Here is a 13,285-nt window from a genome sequence, read left to right as displayed (position 1 = left end):
AGATCTTCCATAATTGGCATGAAGGGGCGGCACGTGATCGTGCCGCCCCTTTCCGCGTGGAAGGTCACGGATGGCTCGACGGTGCAGAGCCCAGCCGTTATCGGAAGAGCCATGAAAATTGCCGATTGCGAGATCCTGATCCTGCCGGGCTATGCCGGGTCCGAAGACGAGCACTGGCAAGCTCGCTGGGCCGATCGACTTTCCACAGGCCGCATCGTCGTACAGGATGACTGGCATCACCCCGATGCAGAGGCTTGGCGCAGGCGGATCGTCGAGGCCGTGAACAGCGCGACCCGCCCCGTGATCCTGATCGCGCACAGCCTCGGCGTCGTGGCGGCGGTGCAGGCCGCTCCAAACTTCGCACCGGGCATCGTACGCGGCGCGCTCCTCGTAGCCTTCCCCGACGTCGAGACGACGCCGAACCTGCCCGTCAGCGTAACCGCTTTCGCGCCGGTGCCGCGGGATCCATTGAACTTTCCATCTTTGGTGGTTGCCAGCCGCAACGATCCTTACTGCAGCTACGCCCGAGCCGAGGACTTCGCCTATGCCTGGGGTGCTGTCGTGGTCGATGCAGGCGAGTCTGGACACATCAACGTGGAGAGCGGGCACGGCCCCTGGCCGGAGGGTCTGATGCGCCTCGCCGGCTTCATGAAGACCCTCTAGCGGTCAGCCTTTCGCCTCATCTGCTAAGGGCTTCAGCAGTTCGCCCGCCACGTCCGAGAGACGCGGCGGCGCCTCTCGCACGAACGGCAGGGGCCGGCAGACGGCCATCGCCGCGAGGCCGAAGCGAGCGGTCATCAGCCCGTTGAGCACACCCTCACCCAGCTTGGCGGAGACGCGGGCGGCGATGCCGAGGCCGAGCACCTGCTGGATCATGCTCTCCCCCACCGCCATCCCGCCCGTCACGGTGAGATGCGCGAAAGCGGCACGCGCCAAGCGCAGAAATCCGAGGAAGCCCGGGCGTCCGCCATAGATCGTGGCGATCCGGCGCAGCAGGCGCACGGCAGCGAAGATCACGAAGGCAACATCGACGATGGCACGCGGGCTTAGGGCGGTCACCGCCGAGACCTGCTTAGCCGCTGCCGCGATGGCGTTGCGGGCTTGGCGGTCGAGAGGCGCGACCAACTCGTGCTCGGCAAGGCCAAGGCGGTCGTCGACATCAAGGATGGCATCACCGAGAGTGGCGAGCCGAGCACGGCCTGCTGCCAGTGCAGAGCGCTCGGCGTAGAGACTCATCAGATCCCGGACGACGGCCTGTGCCGCGGAATGGTCGCGGGCGGCAATCGCCTCCATCGCCTTGCCGCGGACCCGCTCGATCTGTCGTTCGCGCCAGATTCCGGAGAGCTCCCGAGCGACGAGAGCCAAGAATGCGACCGCCGCAATGGCCAGCAGGACCAGGGCGACAGCGCCGAGCCAGGGCGCAGCGCTGAACAGATCGGCAATCAGGCGCTCTACCGACAATCCGACGCCGAGTGAAATAAGACCTCCAAGAGCGACGAGAAACAAGCTCAGCCATGGAGCACGCGCCTTTGGCGCGACAGGCACCGCGACACCGTCGGCGGCATCGACGATCTCGAAAGGTTCCTCGACGATGCGGACCTGCGCCGATGCCGTGGAAGGCGGTGCAGCACCGTCGGTGGTCGGCTCAGATCCGCTCGGCGGAATGCGGAACGCGCGGGGGCGGTTGCTTGAGCTCATAGCTGAGAGATCCCGGAGGCCTTAGGTGAGTTTGTCGCCAATGAGGAACTGCATGGCGCGGTCAAGCCGGATCTGCGGCAGGTCCCCCGGGCGGCCGAGCGCGTCGGGCTTCACGACAGGCGGTCGGAAGCGGGGAAACCGTAAGGATCCCGGCGGGACGGCACCCTCCAGTACCGCTTCCGGACGCTCCGGCAGCTCCCCGGGGAAGATCGCTGCCTCGCTCAAACCGTCGAAGACTTCGTCGCCGACACGTTCACCCGCTTCCGGTGTCCCGGATACGGCACGGAGGATTTCGTCGCCGTCATGCACGGTGGTCTCGCGCGTCGCGCGGACCGAGGCCAAGGCGACGGTGCCGACCCGTGCACCGGCGGCCTCCGTCCGCCGCATCGCCCGGGAGACGAGGAGCCGTAGCAGGGCGTCGAGGCGATCGTGGCTGGTCTGGTGCAGGTGGTCGGCCTTGGTGGCGGCGAACAGGATGCGCTCGGCGCGCGGTGCAAACATCCGGGACAGGATCGTATTGCGCCCGATACGGAAACTGAGGAGCACGGAATCAAGAGCTTCCTCGAGCTCGGCCAGCGCGGCCGGCCCGGCATCCACGGCAGCGAGAACATCGACGAGGACGATCTGTCGGTCGACCCGCTGGAAGTGATTGCGGAAGAACGGCTCGACGACCTTCGCCTTGTAGGCCTCGAAGCGGCGCTCCATCAGCCCGCCGAGCGTGTCCGGGGCCAGCGTCTCGGGCAGGCTATCGAGCGGCGCGAAGGTCAGGGCCGGAGAACCGGCGAGGTCGCCAGGCATGAGGAAGCGTCCAGGCGGGGTCGTCGCCACCGCCTCGGGACCAGCACGGAGGGCCGAGAGATAGGTCTTGAAAGCGGTGCTGGCGTGCTCGGCCACCACCTCGTCGAGAGGTCCGAGCGGGTCCAGCTCCTTCAGAGTCTCGAGCCAGGGCGCGGCCATGGTCCCGCGGCCACTCCGGCGCGTACCCGCGATCGTTGCACGCGACCAAGCGGTGTAAGTTTGGTCGATCAGCGCAAGATCGAGTAGCCACTCCCCCGGGTAATCCACGACATCGAGCATCAGTGTTCCGGGACCGGAGCGCCAGCCGCCGGATCGCTCGTACTCGATGGCTAGGCGGAACTGGCTGATTCGGTCGGTCGAACGTGGCCAAAGCCGCTGCTCGGTCAGGGCCGCGTAGTGCTCCTCGTAGGGAAAGCGCGGAATGTCGTCGTCCGGCTGCGGCACGAGGCGCGCCCGGCGCAAGCGGCCCTCATGGGCTGGCGCAAAGGCCGGGAGCGCATGAGCTTCCACGAGATGGTGGATCAGGGCGCTGGTGAAGACGGTCTTGCCCGAACGTGCAAGGCCGGTCACGCCAAGCCGCAGGGTCGGCTGAATCAGCAGGTCGCTTGATGCCTCGGCAAAGGCTTTGACCGCGGAACCCGCACGCGCGGCGAAGCTGTTCATGGCAACCTATTCGAGAGACGGGCTGGGAAGAGTTATACGTGACGCCGCGGCGATGTCGCTGAGGTGGCGCGACAGAGACGCCGCCGCAAGACTCGAAGGCGAGGCGCTCGCGATCATGGTGGGTTGACGGCGGCAAGGTTCGTAGCGTCGAGACGTACAATGGCGGCCTCAACCAAGGCAGGGCCGGCGCGCAGGGCTCCAAGCTCCACGCTCGACATCGCCAGCATGACGGGGCGTAGGTTCGGCAATGGACGTCCATCCGGTCCGAACAGTTTAAGATCGTCCTCGATCTTCAGGCCGGCGCTGGCGGCAATCCGGGTGGCATAATTACGAATTCGGGTCTCGTCGTTGCCGCAGAAAGGCGCTGGCACACTGAGATCGAGTAGGGGCAGGCCGGGTAGACCCGCCGCAATCGACGGCAAGGCAGCGGACTCTGCCACGAAACGCTCCTGCAAGCTCGCGGCCGACCCGGATTTTTGCAGCGTCGCAGATCGCTGGCCCGGCGATGCAGCGCCGAGAACAGCGCTCGGCTCGACCATCAGTACGGATGGTTTGGCGATCACCGTGGAGGGCTTCACGAGGATTTCTGAAGGCCTGACCAGGAGGGCCGATCTTGATGCCATCACGGTTGCCGGCTGGGCTGAAGCCGGAGCTTTGACCATCCCCTGCCCTGGGCTCTGACGCCCCCGCATGCGGGCCAACGGTGACCAGGGCTGAACCCTCAAGGGGCCGCCCCGCGCCGCGTTCGACGGGCGGGAGATTCCACCGCGCGGATAGCGAGCGAGGAATCGCGCCCTGAGTGTGCCGCCGATTCCACGGGGCGCGATCGCGAGAGCGATCTTTGCACCCGTTCGACGGTTCGCGAGGGGTGCGACCGACCCGGCGGTCCGGCACTCGGCGGGCGCCCAGCGCCGCACGATGGCGAGCGCCGAGCGACGGCCGAATTCGCGATAGTAGCGCCGAAGCAACTGTGCCGCGGCGTCTGCGCCATCGGCTGCGGAGGCAAATCCCGTATGGCCCTCACTGTCGGCGCCGATCTCGCCATTCCAGCGTGCCTTCTTGATGCACCAGAAATTGTTCAGCTTGACGCAGCGGGCAACGAAGGCCGGCTCGCTGGAACTGTAGCGGGCCACCAGGGCGAGCGAAGCCGGGCGCAGGCTCTCCGCCGCTTCATAGCGCCAGTTCGACACGGCCCGGCTCTCCGCCTGAAAGACCGGGACAGGCGGCGGACTCCTGTCGCGCGCCGCCAGTGTCAGCCGCCAGCGCGTTGCGTCCGGTCGAAGGTTTTCGACCGTCCCCTCCAGGCGCGGCAGCAGCGTCGTGAGAAGGAGAAGCGTGGTGAGGAGCACGGGATCTGCGAAGCTTGATCGGGATCAGGGCAACGGCGTCCGAGCGCGAAGGGTTCAATCCCCGATCTTGATGTCTCTCGGGGCAACGAAGCGCTCGAGTCGCCCCGTGCCGGCCGCAACCGTACTCCAGTCGTCGCCCTCGAAGTCCAGAACCACCACGGCGGCGGTGGGAAACTCCAGCGACAGCCGTTTGCGCCCGGCCTTCTCACCAGAGCCGGCCAACCGCATCGCCAAGTCCTGCAGGCCGGGATTGTGACCAATCATCAGGAGGCTCCCAGCCGTATCCGGCGTGGTCTGCACGATTGAGAGCAAGGCTGCCTCAGGCGCCTCGTAGATCGAGGGGACGATCTCAGCTTCGGGCCCCGTCAGGGCACTCTGAATCGCCTCCCAGGTCTCGCGAGTCCGCTTTGCTGGAGACACGACGACCGCCTCGGGAATCAGCCCCTCGGCGGCAAGGTACGCGCCCATCTGCGGGGCAGCGCGCTTGCCGCGATCGTTCAGTGGGCGATCAAGATCGACGATGCCAGGCGGACGGTCGGATTTGGCGTGACGCAGGAGGATCAGGCGACGCATGCGAGCTTGGTCTTTCAGGTCAATCCGATGACGGGATGCGGGTCCAGGGAGGCGGACCGCGCTCGGCAACCCCGTAGCTCGGCCTCTTCAGTTTCATCACGAGCGTTCCGCTGGGAACGAGGCTTGCGCAAGAGCCCCACTCTATCTGGGTCCGGCCGACTCTGCAGCCCCAGGGCCGATGCCCAGCGGTGCGGTTCAGCCGCCGCGCTGCTCGCGCCGCATCAGAAAGGCGAGCTTTTCGAACAGTCCCACATCCTGCTCGTTCTTCAGGAGTGCGCCGTGGAGCGGCGGGATCAGCTTCCGGCCGTCGCGCTCGCGCAGGGTCTCGGGCGTGACGTCCTCGGAAACGAGGAGCTTGAGCCAATCGAGCAGTTCCGAGGTCGAGGGCTTCTTCTTCAGGCCCGGGACTTCACGGGTCTCCAGGAAGACGCGTAGGGCCTCCTCGACGAGGCGGTACTTGATGCCGGGATAATGCACCTCGACAATGGCCTTCAAAGTCTCGGCGTCGGGGAACTTGATGTAGTGGAAGAAGCAGCGTCGCAGGAAGGCGTCCGGCAGTTCCTTCTCGTTGTTCGAGGTGATGATGACGATCGGGCGCCGCTCAGCCCGAACCGTTTCGCCGGTCTCGTAGACGTGGAATTCCATCCGGTCGAGTTCGGTCAGGAGATCGTTCGGGAATTCAATGTCGGCCTTGTCGATCTCGTCGATAAGCAGCACCGGCCGCTCGGGCGCGGTGAAGGCCTCCCACAGCTTGCCGCGCCGGATGTAGTTGCCGATGTCCGAGACGCGCGGGTCTCCGAGCTGACTGTCGCGCAAGCGCGAAACCGCGTCGTACTCGTAGAGACCCTGCTGCGCCTTGGTGGTCGACTTGACGTTCCAGGTCAGGAGCGGTGCACCAAGCCCCTTGGCGATTTCCTCCGCCAGCACCGTCTTACCAGTGCCGGGCTCCCCCTTCACCAGCAGCGGACGTTCCAGAACGATGGCGGCGTTCACCGCCGTGGTCAGGTCGGAGGTCGCGACGTAGTCGGCGGTGCCGGTGAAGCGCATGACGGTACTCGCGGGATGGGGACGCTGGAACGTCCGTGGTTAGGGCGCGGCCAGGATCCCCGCAAGGCACCGGCCGCTGCCGACGAAGACCAGTCCGTTCAGAGCGTCTTCCCGTCGTGCCAGACGCAATTCGAGGCTAAGATACCGAGGTTGACGTCGGACTTCTGGGGCTGGGGCAACGTCTTCCCGTCCATGGCTAAGTCGATTTTGATCTCGACCTGACCCTTCTGCTCGTTCTGGCGACGGGAGAAGTAGCAGTATTGCTGGAACGGCTGGTCCTCGTTTGCGCGGAAGTTCCAACCGGTGACGATTTGGCCGTCCATGTAGGGTACCTGCTTGAACACCGTGAAGGTGGTGTTCACCGGGGCCTTGGAGGCCGGCGCTGCGTCGTTGCCGAGTTGCGCCTTCGTCGGCGTCGGCGCTCCGCCCGCCTTCGGCAATCCACCCTCAAGCTTCAAGACGTTATCCGTCAGTGTGACCTCGCCCTTGGTCTTGAGGGTCACGTCGGACAGGGCAGCCTGCATCGCGGCCGCGATCTTCTCGGCCGCCGAGTCGAACTGGTTCATGTAGGCGTAGCCGTAGGACGCTGCGCCGACCCCGGCGCCAGCGAGGAGCAGGAAAGCCCCTGCACCGACGGAGCGGAACAGGAAGGCGCGCGCGGCAACGATGCGCGCCTCGGCCCGTAGGCGCCCGTTCACGCTCTGAGCGAGGACGACGTTCTCGGGGGTACCGGGGGTGTGGATGCTCACGCGCCGGCTCCCGCACTAGCGGCCTGGGCTGGACCGCGTCGATCGATCGGGATCACCGCGCCGCCGGGCGCGGCCGCTGCCGGGGCCGCAGCGGTCGCAGCGGCTGGGGCTGGGGCGGCCACCGACGGCTCATTCGGCACGCCTCGAGGCTGGTGCAGAGCCATTTCCTCGCGCAAGGCATCAGTGATCGAATCGAGCATGTAGGGAGTTGCGGCCGGGTCGACGGTGGCGCCGAGGTCGTCCTCGTCCATGAAGGTCTTGCGCACCGAAACGGCGCACAGGGCGAGGATCGTGGAGGCGAAGGCGGCGCAGAGTGCCGGCACGAACACGAAGATGCGCAGAAAGGCGTGGACCTGTGCCTCGCTGACGTCGATCGGATCGACGCCGTACACCATGGCGGTGAAGGAATGCAGCTGTGAGCGATTCACCGAGTTGCGATAGGCCTGTTCGGCATCCGCAACCTTGCGCTCCGCGGCGCCGCGGTCGAGTTCGCTGCGAGCCTTGCGGGCTTCCTCGAGCATCTTCGTGACGGCGCCTCGGTCAGCGCCGGCCTTGGCGACGCTTGCGTTGAGGGTCGCCGTGCGCGGATCGGTGACGCACTTCATGTTGGAGTAGCGCTGACCGCGACTGTTGGTGCCGTAGACGCGCTCGCAGCGCTGCGCCGGCAATCCGGCGAGCTGGCTGGAATTCTCGGCGGCGCGCTTCTCGATCTGATCGAGCTCGCTCGTATACTGCGCCACCCGCGCATCCGCCGCGGCGATGCGATTGTCGATGGTGCCGCGATCGGCCTGGGCATCCTTCAGGGCGGTCTTCGCCTTGGCCGCATCCATCAGGCGCGGATGGAACATCATCTCGCCGAGCTGGGACACCGACTTGGTGGTCACGCCGGCCGCGAAGATGATGCCCACGATCGCCAGCGCGCGGATGAAATAGGAGCGCTGCGTCCGGGCCAGGATACCAAGGGGGACGCGGCAGAGTTCCACGGCCGCGTAGACCAGCGGCGCGAGGAGCATGAAGTAGAAGGCTTGGGAGTCGCCGTCGCTGTAGACGCCCGCGAACAGCCATGCACCCCAGAGCGAGGCACCGATGACCATGAATTCCACGAGATAGGCGATCGCGACGTAGCCCCACTTGATGCGGTAGCCCCTCTCGATATGCCGTTCGTGAGACCAGCGGTCGGTCTCCCGACGCCATTCTCGAGCTTCACGTTGCACGTCGCGGTTGGGCGGCGTCTTTCGCATGGGGCACTCGTATCTCGAAACGCGACGCTGCGCGCTTAACCGTCCGTTAAGGCTTTGCCTTATGCGCATATTGTGCCGTTTTTGCGCCGCATCAGACGTGCTGACCAGCACGGTCTCCCCATCCGAATGGTCGCAGCCGACCATTTTGTAATTTCCGGGCGTGTGCGCTGTTGCGCCGGGATGCCGCCGGTGCCCATGGTCGGGAACGGAGAGGCCGGACAATACCTGTGCGCCCCGCCGTCTCTTCCGGCACCAGGAGACATCCCCGACCGATGACGGACGTGCACGCCGGATCCTACAAGGAAGTGATCCTATTCCTCGTCACCGCAGGCGTGGTGGTGCCGCTGTTCCATCGGCTGCGTATCAGCCCGGTGTTGGGCTTCATCGGCGCGGGTGCACTGCTCGGTCCCTTCGGTCTCGGGCGCTTCGCCGAGACGCACCATTGGGTTTCAACCTTCACCATCGCCAATCGCGCGGAGATCGCGCACCTCGCCGAGTTCGGCGTCATCTTCCTCATGTTCATGATCGGCGTCGAGCTCTCATGGGAGCGTCTGCGAACGCTCCGTCGCCTCGTCTTCGGACTCGGCTCGATCCAGGTCCTCGCCTCCTCGATCGTTATCGGCCTGATCCTTCTGTCTCTCTCGGTGCCACTCGCCGCCGCGATCATCGTCGGACTGGCCCTCGCCCTCTCTTCGACCGCGATCGTGCTGCCGGTCCTGGCGGATCAGAAACGGTTGAATACCCCGGCGGGGCGCGCCAGCTTCGCGGTCTTGCTGTTCCAGGACCTTGCCGTAGCCCCGGTCCTCTTCGCCATCGCGGTGCTCGGCCGGAACGACGGCTCCGATGTGGGGGGCGCCCTGGCCCTGGCCCTCGGTCAGGCGGCGGTCGCAATCGTGGTGATCGTGGTAGTCGGACGCGTCGCATTGCGCCCGCTGTTCCAACTGGTAGCCCGGACGCGCTCGCCCGAGCTGTTCATGGCGGCCTGCCTCCTGGTCATCATCGGCACCGCTGTGACGGCTGCCGCCGCCGGCCTCTCGATGACGCTCGGCGCTTTCGTCGCCGGGCTGCTGCTGGCGGAGACCGAGTATCGCCGTGCCATCGAGGCGACGATCGACCCGTTCAAGGGCCTGCTGCTCGGCGTGTTCTTCGTCTCCGTGGGCATGAACCTCGATCCGGCCCACCTCATGTCGGCACCGGGCGCAGTGTTGGGCCTTGCCCTGACCCTGATCCTCATCAAGAGCACCGTCATCGTCATCGCCGCGCGCTTCTTGAAGCTCTCGCGATCAGTGGCCATCGAGGCGGCGCTTTTGCTGGGCCCCGGCGGTGAATTCGCCTTCGTGCTGATCGGCGGCGCCCTGGCAGGCGGCCTCGTCCCCGAGGAGGTCGGGCAGGCCGCCCTGATCGTCACCACCGTCACCATGATCGCAATTCCGGCCCTCGCCGTGCTGGCACGACGCCTCGGTAAGCGGTTCTCCAGCGCCCAACTCGGCCGCGCGCGGGCGGAGCCGGTGCCGGATCGTCAGCAGAACCGGGTGATCATCGCAGGGTACGGCCGCGTCGGACGACTCGTGGGCGAGATGCTGGTTCGCCACAAGATCCCGTATCTCGCGCTCGACGCGGATGCAGCCCGGGTCACGGAACATCGCCGGCTCGGAAATCCTGTCTATTTCGGAGACTCGGCCAATCCCGAGTTGCTGCGCCGCTGCGATATTGCCAACGCCCGGGCCTTGGTCGTCACCCTGGACAATCCCAGGGCGGTTGAGGCGGTGGTGGAAGCGGCCCGGGCCGAGCGGCGCGACATCACCATCGTGGCGCGGGCGCGCGATGCCCGCCACGCCACTGCGCTCTACGAGATGGGCGTCGATGATGCGGTTCCCGAAACCATCGAGGCGTCGCTCCAACTCTCGGAGGCCGTCCTGGTCGATGTCGGAGTGCCGATGGGCCTCGTCATCGCCTCGATCCACGAGCGGCGCGACGAATATCGTGCGATGCTGAAGAAGAAGGAGACCGAAGTTCGGCCGGCCTTTCGTGCTCGCCGCACCGTCGGCAAAGGCGTCGAAGCTCGGGACGCGACGCCGGGAGACGAGTCCAAACCGGTCAGCAAGACCGCCTGAGGAACGAACTGGACCGCTTCAGAGTAGCCGGCCCTGGCCGCGGGCCGGCATCACGGGCGCAGCGAGAGAGCTTGAAGCGGCTGATTTGGAGGAAACGGGGACCGTACCGCCTCGCCCAGCCTTCAACCCCGATGGTGGCTTCGACGATGCTGACTTGAGCGCATCGGGCGGCTTTGGCGTTCGAGGTTTGGCCCGGCGGATGGAGGAATGGGCGGCCGGATCCATGCCGGGCGCGTAGCTACAGCGGTACACGATCTCATCCGGCGGACCGAGGCCGGTGTCGAGCGGGATCGTCACCGTATCGTCGTTGAAGCGCCATTTGCGTGTGCCCTTGTCCCAGTACAGCCAGATCGTTGTGGGATGCCCCTGGATCGAGAAGATCGCCGCCTTCTTCGAGACCGCACGAATGGTGCGCGGCTCGTACATCCCCTTGGCTCGGTAGGCGTCCGCGAAGGAGGCGGGTTGACGGTCGATGAAGGTGTTGCGCACCACCTGAATCGTCGCGCCCGGCTCCGAGAGGAACCGCTTGAAATCGCTCAACGAGCGCAACGCGAGCGCCATGTTGGTCACTCCTAACTCAACCCGAAGACCATGCGCCCTGACGACTTGTCCTGACTTGCACGAGACCGTGCGGCTAAGATGTTCGATTCAGATGACAAGTCCTGTCCGCCCGAATAACGGTGGCATGGCGATATCAACAGAAATCCTGGGTTATACCCAGATTAACGTATGTGACTCTGCCGAGCGTCGGGGCCTGGACGGGCCTTGACCCCGGCACCGGCTTCCCGCGTTGTCGCGCCATGCTGCTCCAGTTCTTCACCGCCCTGCGCGAGGCCAAAATCCCCGTCACGCTGCGGGAATTCCTGACGCTCCTGGGTGCCCTCGACCGCGATCTTGCCGGGAAGCGGATCGAGGAGTTCTACCTCCTCGCCCGCACGGCCCTGGTGAAGGACGAGCGAAACCTCGACCGGTTCGACCGCGTGTTCGGGGCCGTGTTCAAAGGCATCGAGACCCTGGGCGAGGCCTCCGCGCCGACGGCGATCCCGGAGGAATGGCTGCGCAAGCTCGCCGAGAAGTACCTCACCGATGCCGAGAAGGCGGAGTTGCAGGCGCTCGGCTGGGACAAGCTCTTCGAAACCCTGAAACAGCGCCTTGCCGAGCAGCGCGAGCGCCATCAGGGCGGCAACAAGTGGATCGGCACCGGCGGCACCTCGCCGTTCGGGGCCTACGGCTACAACCCGGAGGGCATCCGGATCGGCCAGGACGGCAACCGCAACTTCCGCGCGGTAAAAGTCTGGGACAAGCGCGAATTTCGCGATCTCGACGACTCGGTCGAACTCGGCACCCGCAACATGCGGGTAGCTCTGCGCCGCCTGCGCCGCTTCGCTCGCACGGGCGCGGCGGAGGAACTCGACCTCGACGGCACAATCCGGGAAACGGCGGCGAAGGGCTATCTCGACGTCAAACTCCGGCCGGAGCGGCGGAACGCCGTGAAGGTGCTGCTGTTCCTCGACGTCGGCGGCTCGATGGACTTCCACGTGGCGCTGGCCGAGGAGCTGTTCTCCGCTGCGCGCTCGGAGTTCAAGCACTTCGAGCACTTCTACTTCCACAACTGCCCCTACGAGCGCGTCTGGCGCGAGAACCGGCGCCGGCACGACGCGACGCTGCCGCTTCTCGACGTGCTGCGGACCTACCCGCCGGACTATCGCGTGGTGTTCGTGGGGGACGCCTCCATGAGCCCCTACGAGATCGCCATGGCGGGCGGATCGGTGGAGCATTGGAACGAGGAGCCGGGCGAGGCTTGGCTGACGCGGATCCTCGAGCGGTTTCCGAAAGCGGTCTGGCTGAACCCCGTTCCTGCGGACCACTGGGCCTACACCCAGTCGATCGGAATGGTCCGCCGGCTGATGGGGGAGCGGATGTTCCCGCTCAACCTGGAAGGCATCGATGGCGCCATGCGGGCGCTCGTCCGGTAGGCTCCGCCAGCGCCCTCGACGTTCGGGGGGCCGGTCTCAGGCGCCTCGCGCCATCCGGGGCCCCGAGCGCGACCCGCTCAGCCCTGACGCGCCGGGGTCGTGACGCTGAGCCCATCCAGCTCGGGCGTGATGCGGATCTGGCAGCAGAGCCGCGAGGTCGCACGCACATCGGACGCGAAATCGAGCATGTCCTGCTCCATGGCCTCGGCGGGCCCGACGACCTCGGCCCAAGCCGCATCGACGTAGACGTGACAGGTCGCGCAGGCGCAGGCGCCGCCGCATTCCGCATCGATCCCCGGCACGTTGTTGCGGATCGCCGCTTCCATCACGGTCGATCCTACGTCGCCCTCCACGGTCCTGGCCGTTCCGGCGTGGTCGACGTAGGTGATCTTGGGCATCGGGGACTCCGGGCTCGGACAACGCGTAGAACGGCCGGTTGTGCGGCGCAAAGCCTGCCTTGAAGGGGCAGGCCTCCGAATGCAAGCGCGCTCGCCGACCGAGCGATGTTTCCTGCCCTTACGCCGCAGCGGCCGTGCCGTTCCATCGACGAACCGCGACGCGACGTCCGAGCCCGGTATTTCACAGGGGTCGTGTCAAGGTCGCGAGGGTTTCGGCGACGGCAACGGTGAGCGTTCCAGCCGGGGCGGCCGTGCCGCCCGCACGAAGTCCGTCCTCCATCGCAGCGGAGATTCGCGCGACGCGGACCGCGCCGATCCCGAGCGCGGACCCCTTCAGGGTGTGGGCGAGGTCCGCCCGCGCGGCGGGAGCCAGGTCCGGATCGACGATCCCCGGCAGGAGGCGGCGGCACTGGTCGGCGAAGAGTCCGAGCAGTTCCGCGGCGAGTGCGGCGTCGCCGAATGTCTGGCGCGAGAGGTGGTCGGCGTCGAACAGCACCGCCTCCGACGGGTCTCGGGAATCGGGATCTGGCAAAACATCCTCGCGCCTGGGGCGACGGCCATCCTGGCTATCCACAGCTGAGCCCCGCCGTCGTTCGCTTCCGTCTACGCGTTGAGGCATCATGCAGAAAGACGACGGAGCGGCACCGGCCCTCGGCTTGGTAACCATTCCGTTAAGGTT

General features: G+C 66.4%; 13 protein-coding genes. 3 read left to right on the top strand and 10 right to left on the bottom strand.

The window, feature by feature from the left end; all coding sequences use genetic code 11:
* Window positions 1-111: 111 nt before the first annotated feature.
* Entirely contained in the window at window positions 112-663 is a 552-nt protein-coding gene (locus AC0IY1_RS05105) for an RBBP9/YdeN family alpha/beta hydrolase (RefSeq protein ID WP_055954952.1), read from the top strand.
* Window positions 664-666: 3 nt separating this feature from the next.
* Here AC0IY1_RS05105 and AC0IY1_RS05100 read toward each other — a convergent pair whose 3' ends face one another.
* From AC0IY1_RS05100 to AC0IY1_RS05070, 7 genes are all read right to left on the bottom strand, one after another.
* Window positions 667-1,698: a YcjF family protein gene (locus AC0IY1_RS05100; protein ID WP_055954955.1), complete on the bottom strand. Its 1,032-nt coding sequence runs from the start codon at window positions 1,696-1,698 to the stop codon at window positions 667-669.
* Between the two features lie 21 nt (window positions 1,699-1,719).
* Window positions 1,720-3,159 (bottom strand): YcjX family GTP-binding protein, encoded by a 1,440-nt coding sequence (locus AC0IY1_RS05095; RefSeq protein ID WP_471768096.1) that lies wholly within the window; start codon window positions 3,157-3,159, stop codon window positions 1,720-1,722.
* A 113-nt stretch (window positions 3,160-3,272) separates the two neighbouring features.
* A complete protein-coding gene (locus AC0IY1_RS05090) occupies window positions 3,273-4,508 on the bottom strand; it encodes a hypothetical protein (RefSeq protein ID WP_471768094.1) in 1,236 nt (411 codons plus the stop codon).
* A 54-nt stretch (window positions 4,509-4,562) separates the two neighbouring features.
* Window positions 4,563-5,081 carry a SixA phosphatase family protein gene (locus AC0IY1_RS05085; RefSeq protein ID WP_471768091.1) on the bottom strand — a complete coding sequence of 173 codons (519 nt, stop codon included), beginning with the start codon at window positions 5,079-5,081 and terminating at the stop codon, window positions 4,563-4,565.
* Window positions 5,082-5,276: 195 nt separating this feature from the next.
* Window positions 5,277-6,128 (bottom strand): AAA family ATPase, encoded by an 852-nt coding sequence (locus AC0IY1_RS05080; RefSeq protein WP_471768089.1) that lies wholly within the window; start codon window positions 6,126-6,128, stop codon window positions 5,277-5,279.
* 98 nt (window positions 6,129-6,226) lie between these two features.
* Complete coding sequence (locus AC0IY1_RS05075; RefSeq protein ID WP_471768086.1) at window positions 6,227-6,877, bottom strand: hypothetical protein; 651 nt, start codon at window positions 6,875-6,877, stop codon at window positions 6,227-6,229.
* Window positions 6,874-8,118 carry an ATPase gene (locus AC0IY1_RS05070; protein ID WP_471768247.1) on the bottom strand — a complete coding sequence of 415 codons (1,245 nt, stop codon included), beginning with the start codon at window positions 8,116-8,118 and terminating at the stop codon, window positions 6,874-6,876. Before AC0IY1_RS05070 ends, AC0IY1_RS05075 begins: the two co-directional genes overlap by 4 nt.
* Before the next feature lie 272 nt (window positions 8,119-8,390).
* Here AC0IY1_RS05070 and AC0IY1_RS05065 point away from each other — a divergent pair, with 272 nt between their 5' ends.
* Window positions 8,391-10,232, top strand: coding sequence for a cation:proton antiporter domain-containing protein (locus AC0IY1_RS05065; RefSeq protein ID WP_471768084.1), 1,842 nt, complete (start codon window positions 8,391-8,393; stop codon window positions 10,230-10,232).
* A gap of 18 nt (window positions 10,233-10,250) precedes the next feature.
* On the opposite strand, the gene AC0IY1_RS05060 is transcribed toward AC0IY1_RS05065, so the two are convergent.
* Entirely contained in the window at window positions 10,251-10,793 is a 543-nt protein-coding gene (locus AC0IY1_RS05060; RefSeq protein ID WP_471768082.1) for a hypothetical protein, read from the bottom strand.
* Window positions 10,794-11,032: 239 nt separating this feature from the next.
* On the opposite strand from AC0IY1_RS05060, the gene AC0IY1_RS05055 reads away from it, so the two are divergent.
* The gene (locus tag AC0IY1_RS05055) at window positions 11,033-12,208 is read left to right on the top strand and encodes a vWA domain-containing protein (protein ID WP_471768244.1); all 1,176 of its coding nucleotides are present in this window, start codon (window positions 11,033-11,035) and stop codon (window positions 12,206-12,208) included.
* Window positions 12,209-12,285: 77 nt separating this feature from the next.
* On the opposite strand, the gene AC0IY1_RS05050 is transcribed toward AC0IY1_RS05055, so the two are convergent.
* Both AC0IY1_RS05050 and AC0IY1_RS05045 read right to left on the bottom strand, forming a co-directional pair.
* Complete coding sequence (locus AC0IY1_RS05050) at window positions 12,286-12,606, bottom strand: 2Fe-2S iron-sulfur cluster-binding protein (protein WP_055954982.1); 321 nt, start codon at window positions 12,604-12,606, stop codon at window positions 12,286-12,288.
* Window positions 12,607-12,787: 181 nt separating this feature from the next.
* Entirely contained in the window at window positions 12,788-13,138 is a 351-nt protein-coding gene (locus tag AC0IY1_RS05045) for an Hpt domain-containing protein (RefSeq protein ID WP_471768079.1), read from the bottom strand.
* Between the last annotated feature and the right edge of the window lie 147 nt (window positions 13,139-13,285).

It is taken from the genome of Methylobacterium sp. AC690 (genome assembly GCF_979256535.1).
The sequence above is the reverse complement of the archived record's forward strand: the minus strand, read 5'-3'. Positions and strand labels throughout refer to the sequence as shown.

Excerpts from the sequence above, each read along its gene's own strand:
- AC0IY1_RS05105 (WP_055954952.1), top strand. The coding sequence starts at position 112 with ATGAAAATTGCCGATTGCGAGATCCTGATCCTGCCGGGCTATGCCGGG.
- AC0IY1_RS05080 (WP_471768089.1), bottom strand. The coding sequence starts at position 6,128 with ATGCGCTTCACCGGCACCGCCGACTACGTCGCGACCTCCGACCTGACC.
- AC0IY1_RS05085 (WP_471768091.1), bottom strand. The coding sequence starts at position 5,081 with ATGCGTCGCCTGATCCTCCTGCGTCACGCCAAATCCGACCGTCCGCCT.
- AC0IY1_RS05100 (WP_055954955.1), bottom strand. The coding sequence starts at position 1,698 with ATGAGCTCAAGCAACCGCCCCCGCGCGTTCCGCATTCCGCCGAGCGGA.
- AC0IY1_RS05055 (WP_471768244.1), top strand. The coding sequence starts at position 11,033 with ATGCTGCTCCAGTTCTTCACCGCCCTGCGCGAGGCCAAAATCCCCGTC.
- AC0IY1_RS05060 (WP_471768082.1), bottom strand. The coding sequence starts at position 10,793 with ATGGCGCTCGCGTTGCGCTCGTTGAGCGATTTCAAGCGGTTCCTCTCG.
- AC0IY1_RS05095 (WP_471768096.1), bottom strand. The coding sequence starts at position 3,159 with ATGAACAGCTTCGCCGCGCGTGCGGGTTCCGCGGTCAAAGCCTTTGCC.
- AC0IY1_RS05065 (WP_471768084.1), top strand. The coding sequence starts at position 8,391 with ATGACGGACGTGCACGCCGGATCCTACAAGGAAGTGATCCTATTCCTC.
- AC0IY1_RS05070 (WP_471768247.1), bottom strand. The coding sequence starts at position 8,118 with ATGCGAAAGACGCCGCCCAACCGCGACGTGCAACGTGAAGCTCGAGAA.
- AC0IY1_RS05050 (WP_055954982.1), bottom strand. The coding sequence starts at position 12,606 with ATGCCCAAGATCACCTACGTCGACCACGCCGGAACGGCCAGGACCGTG.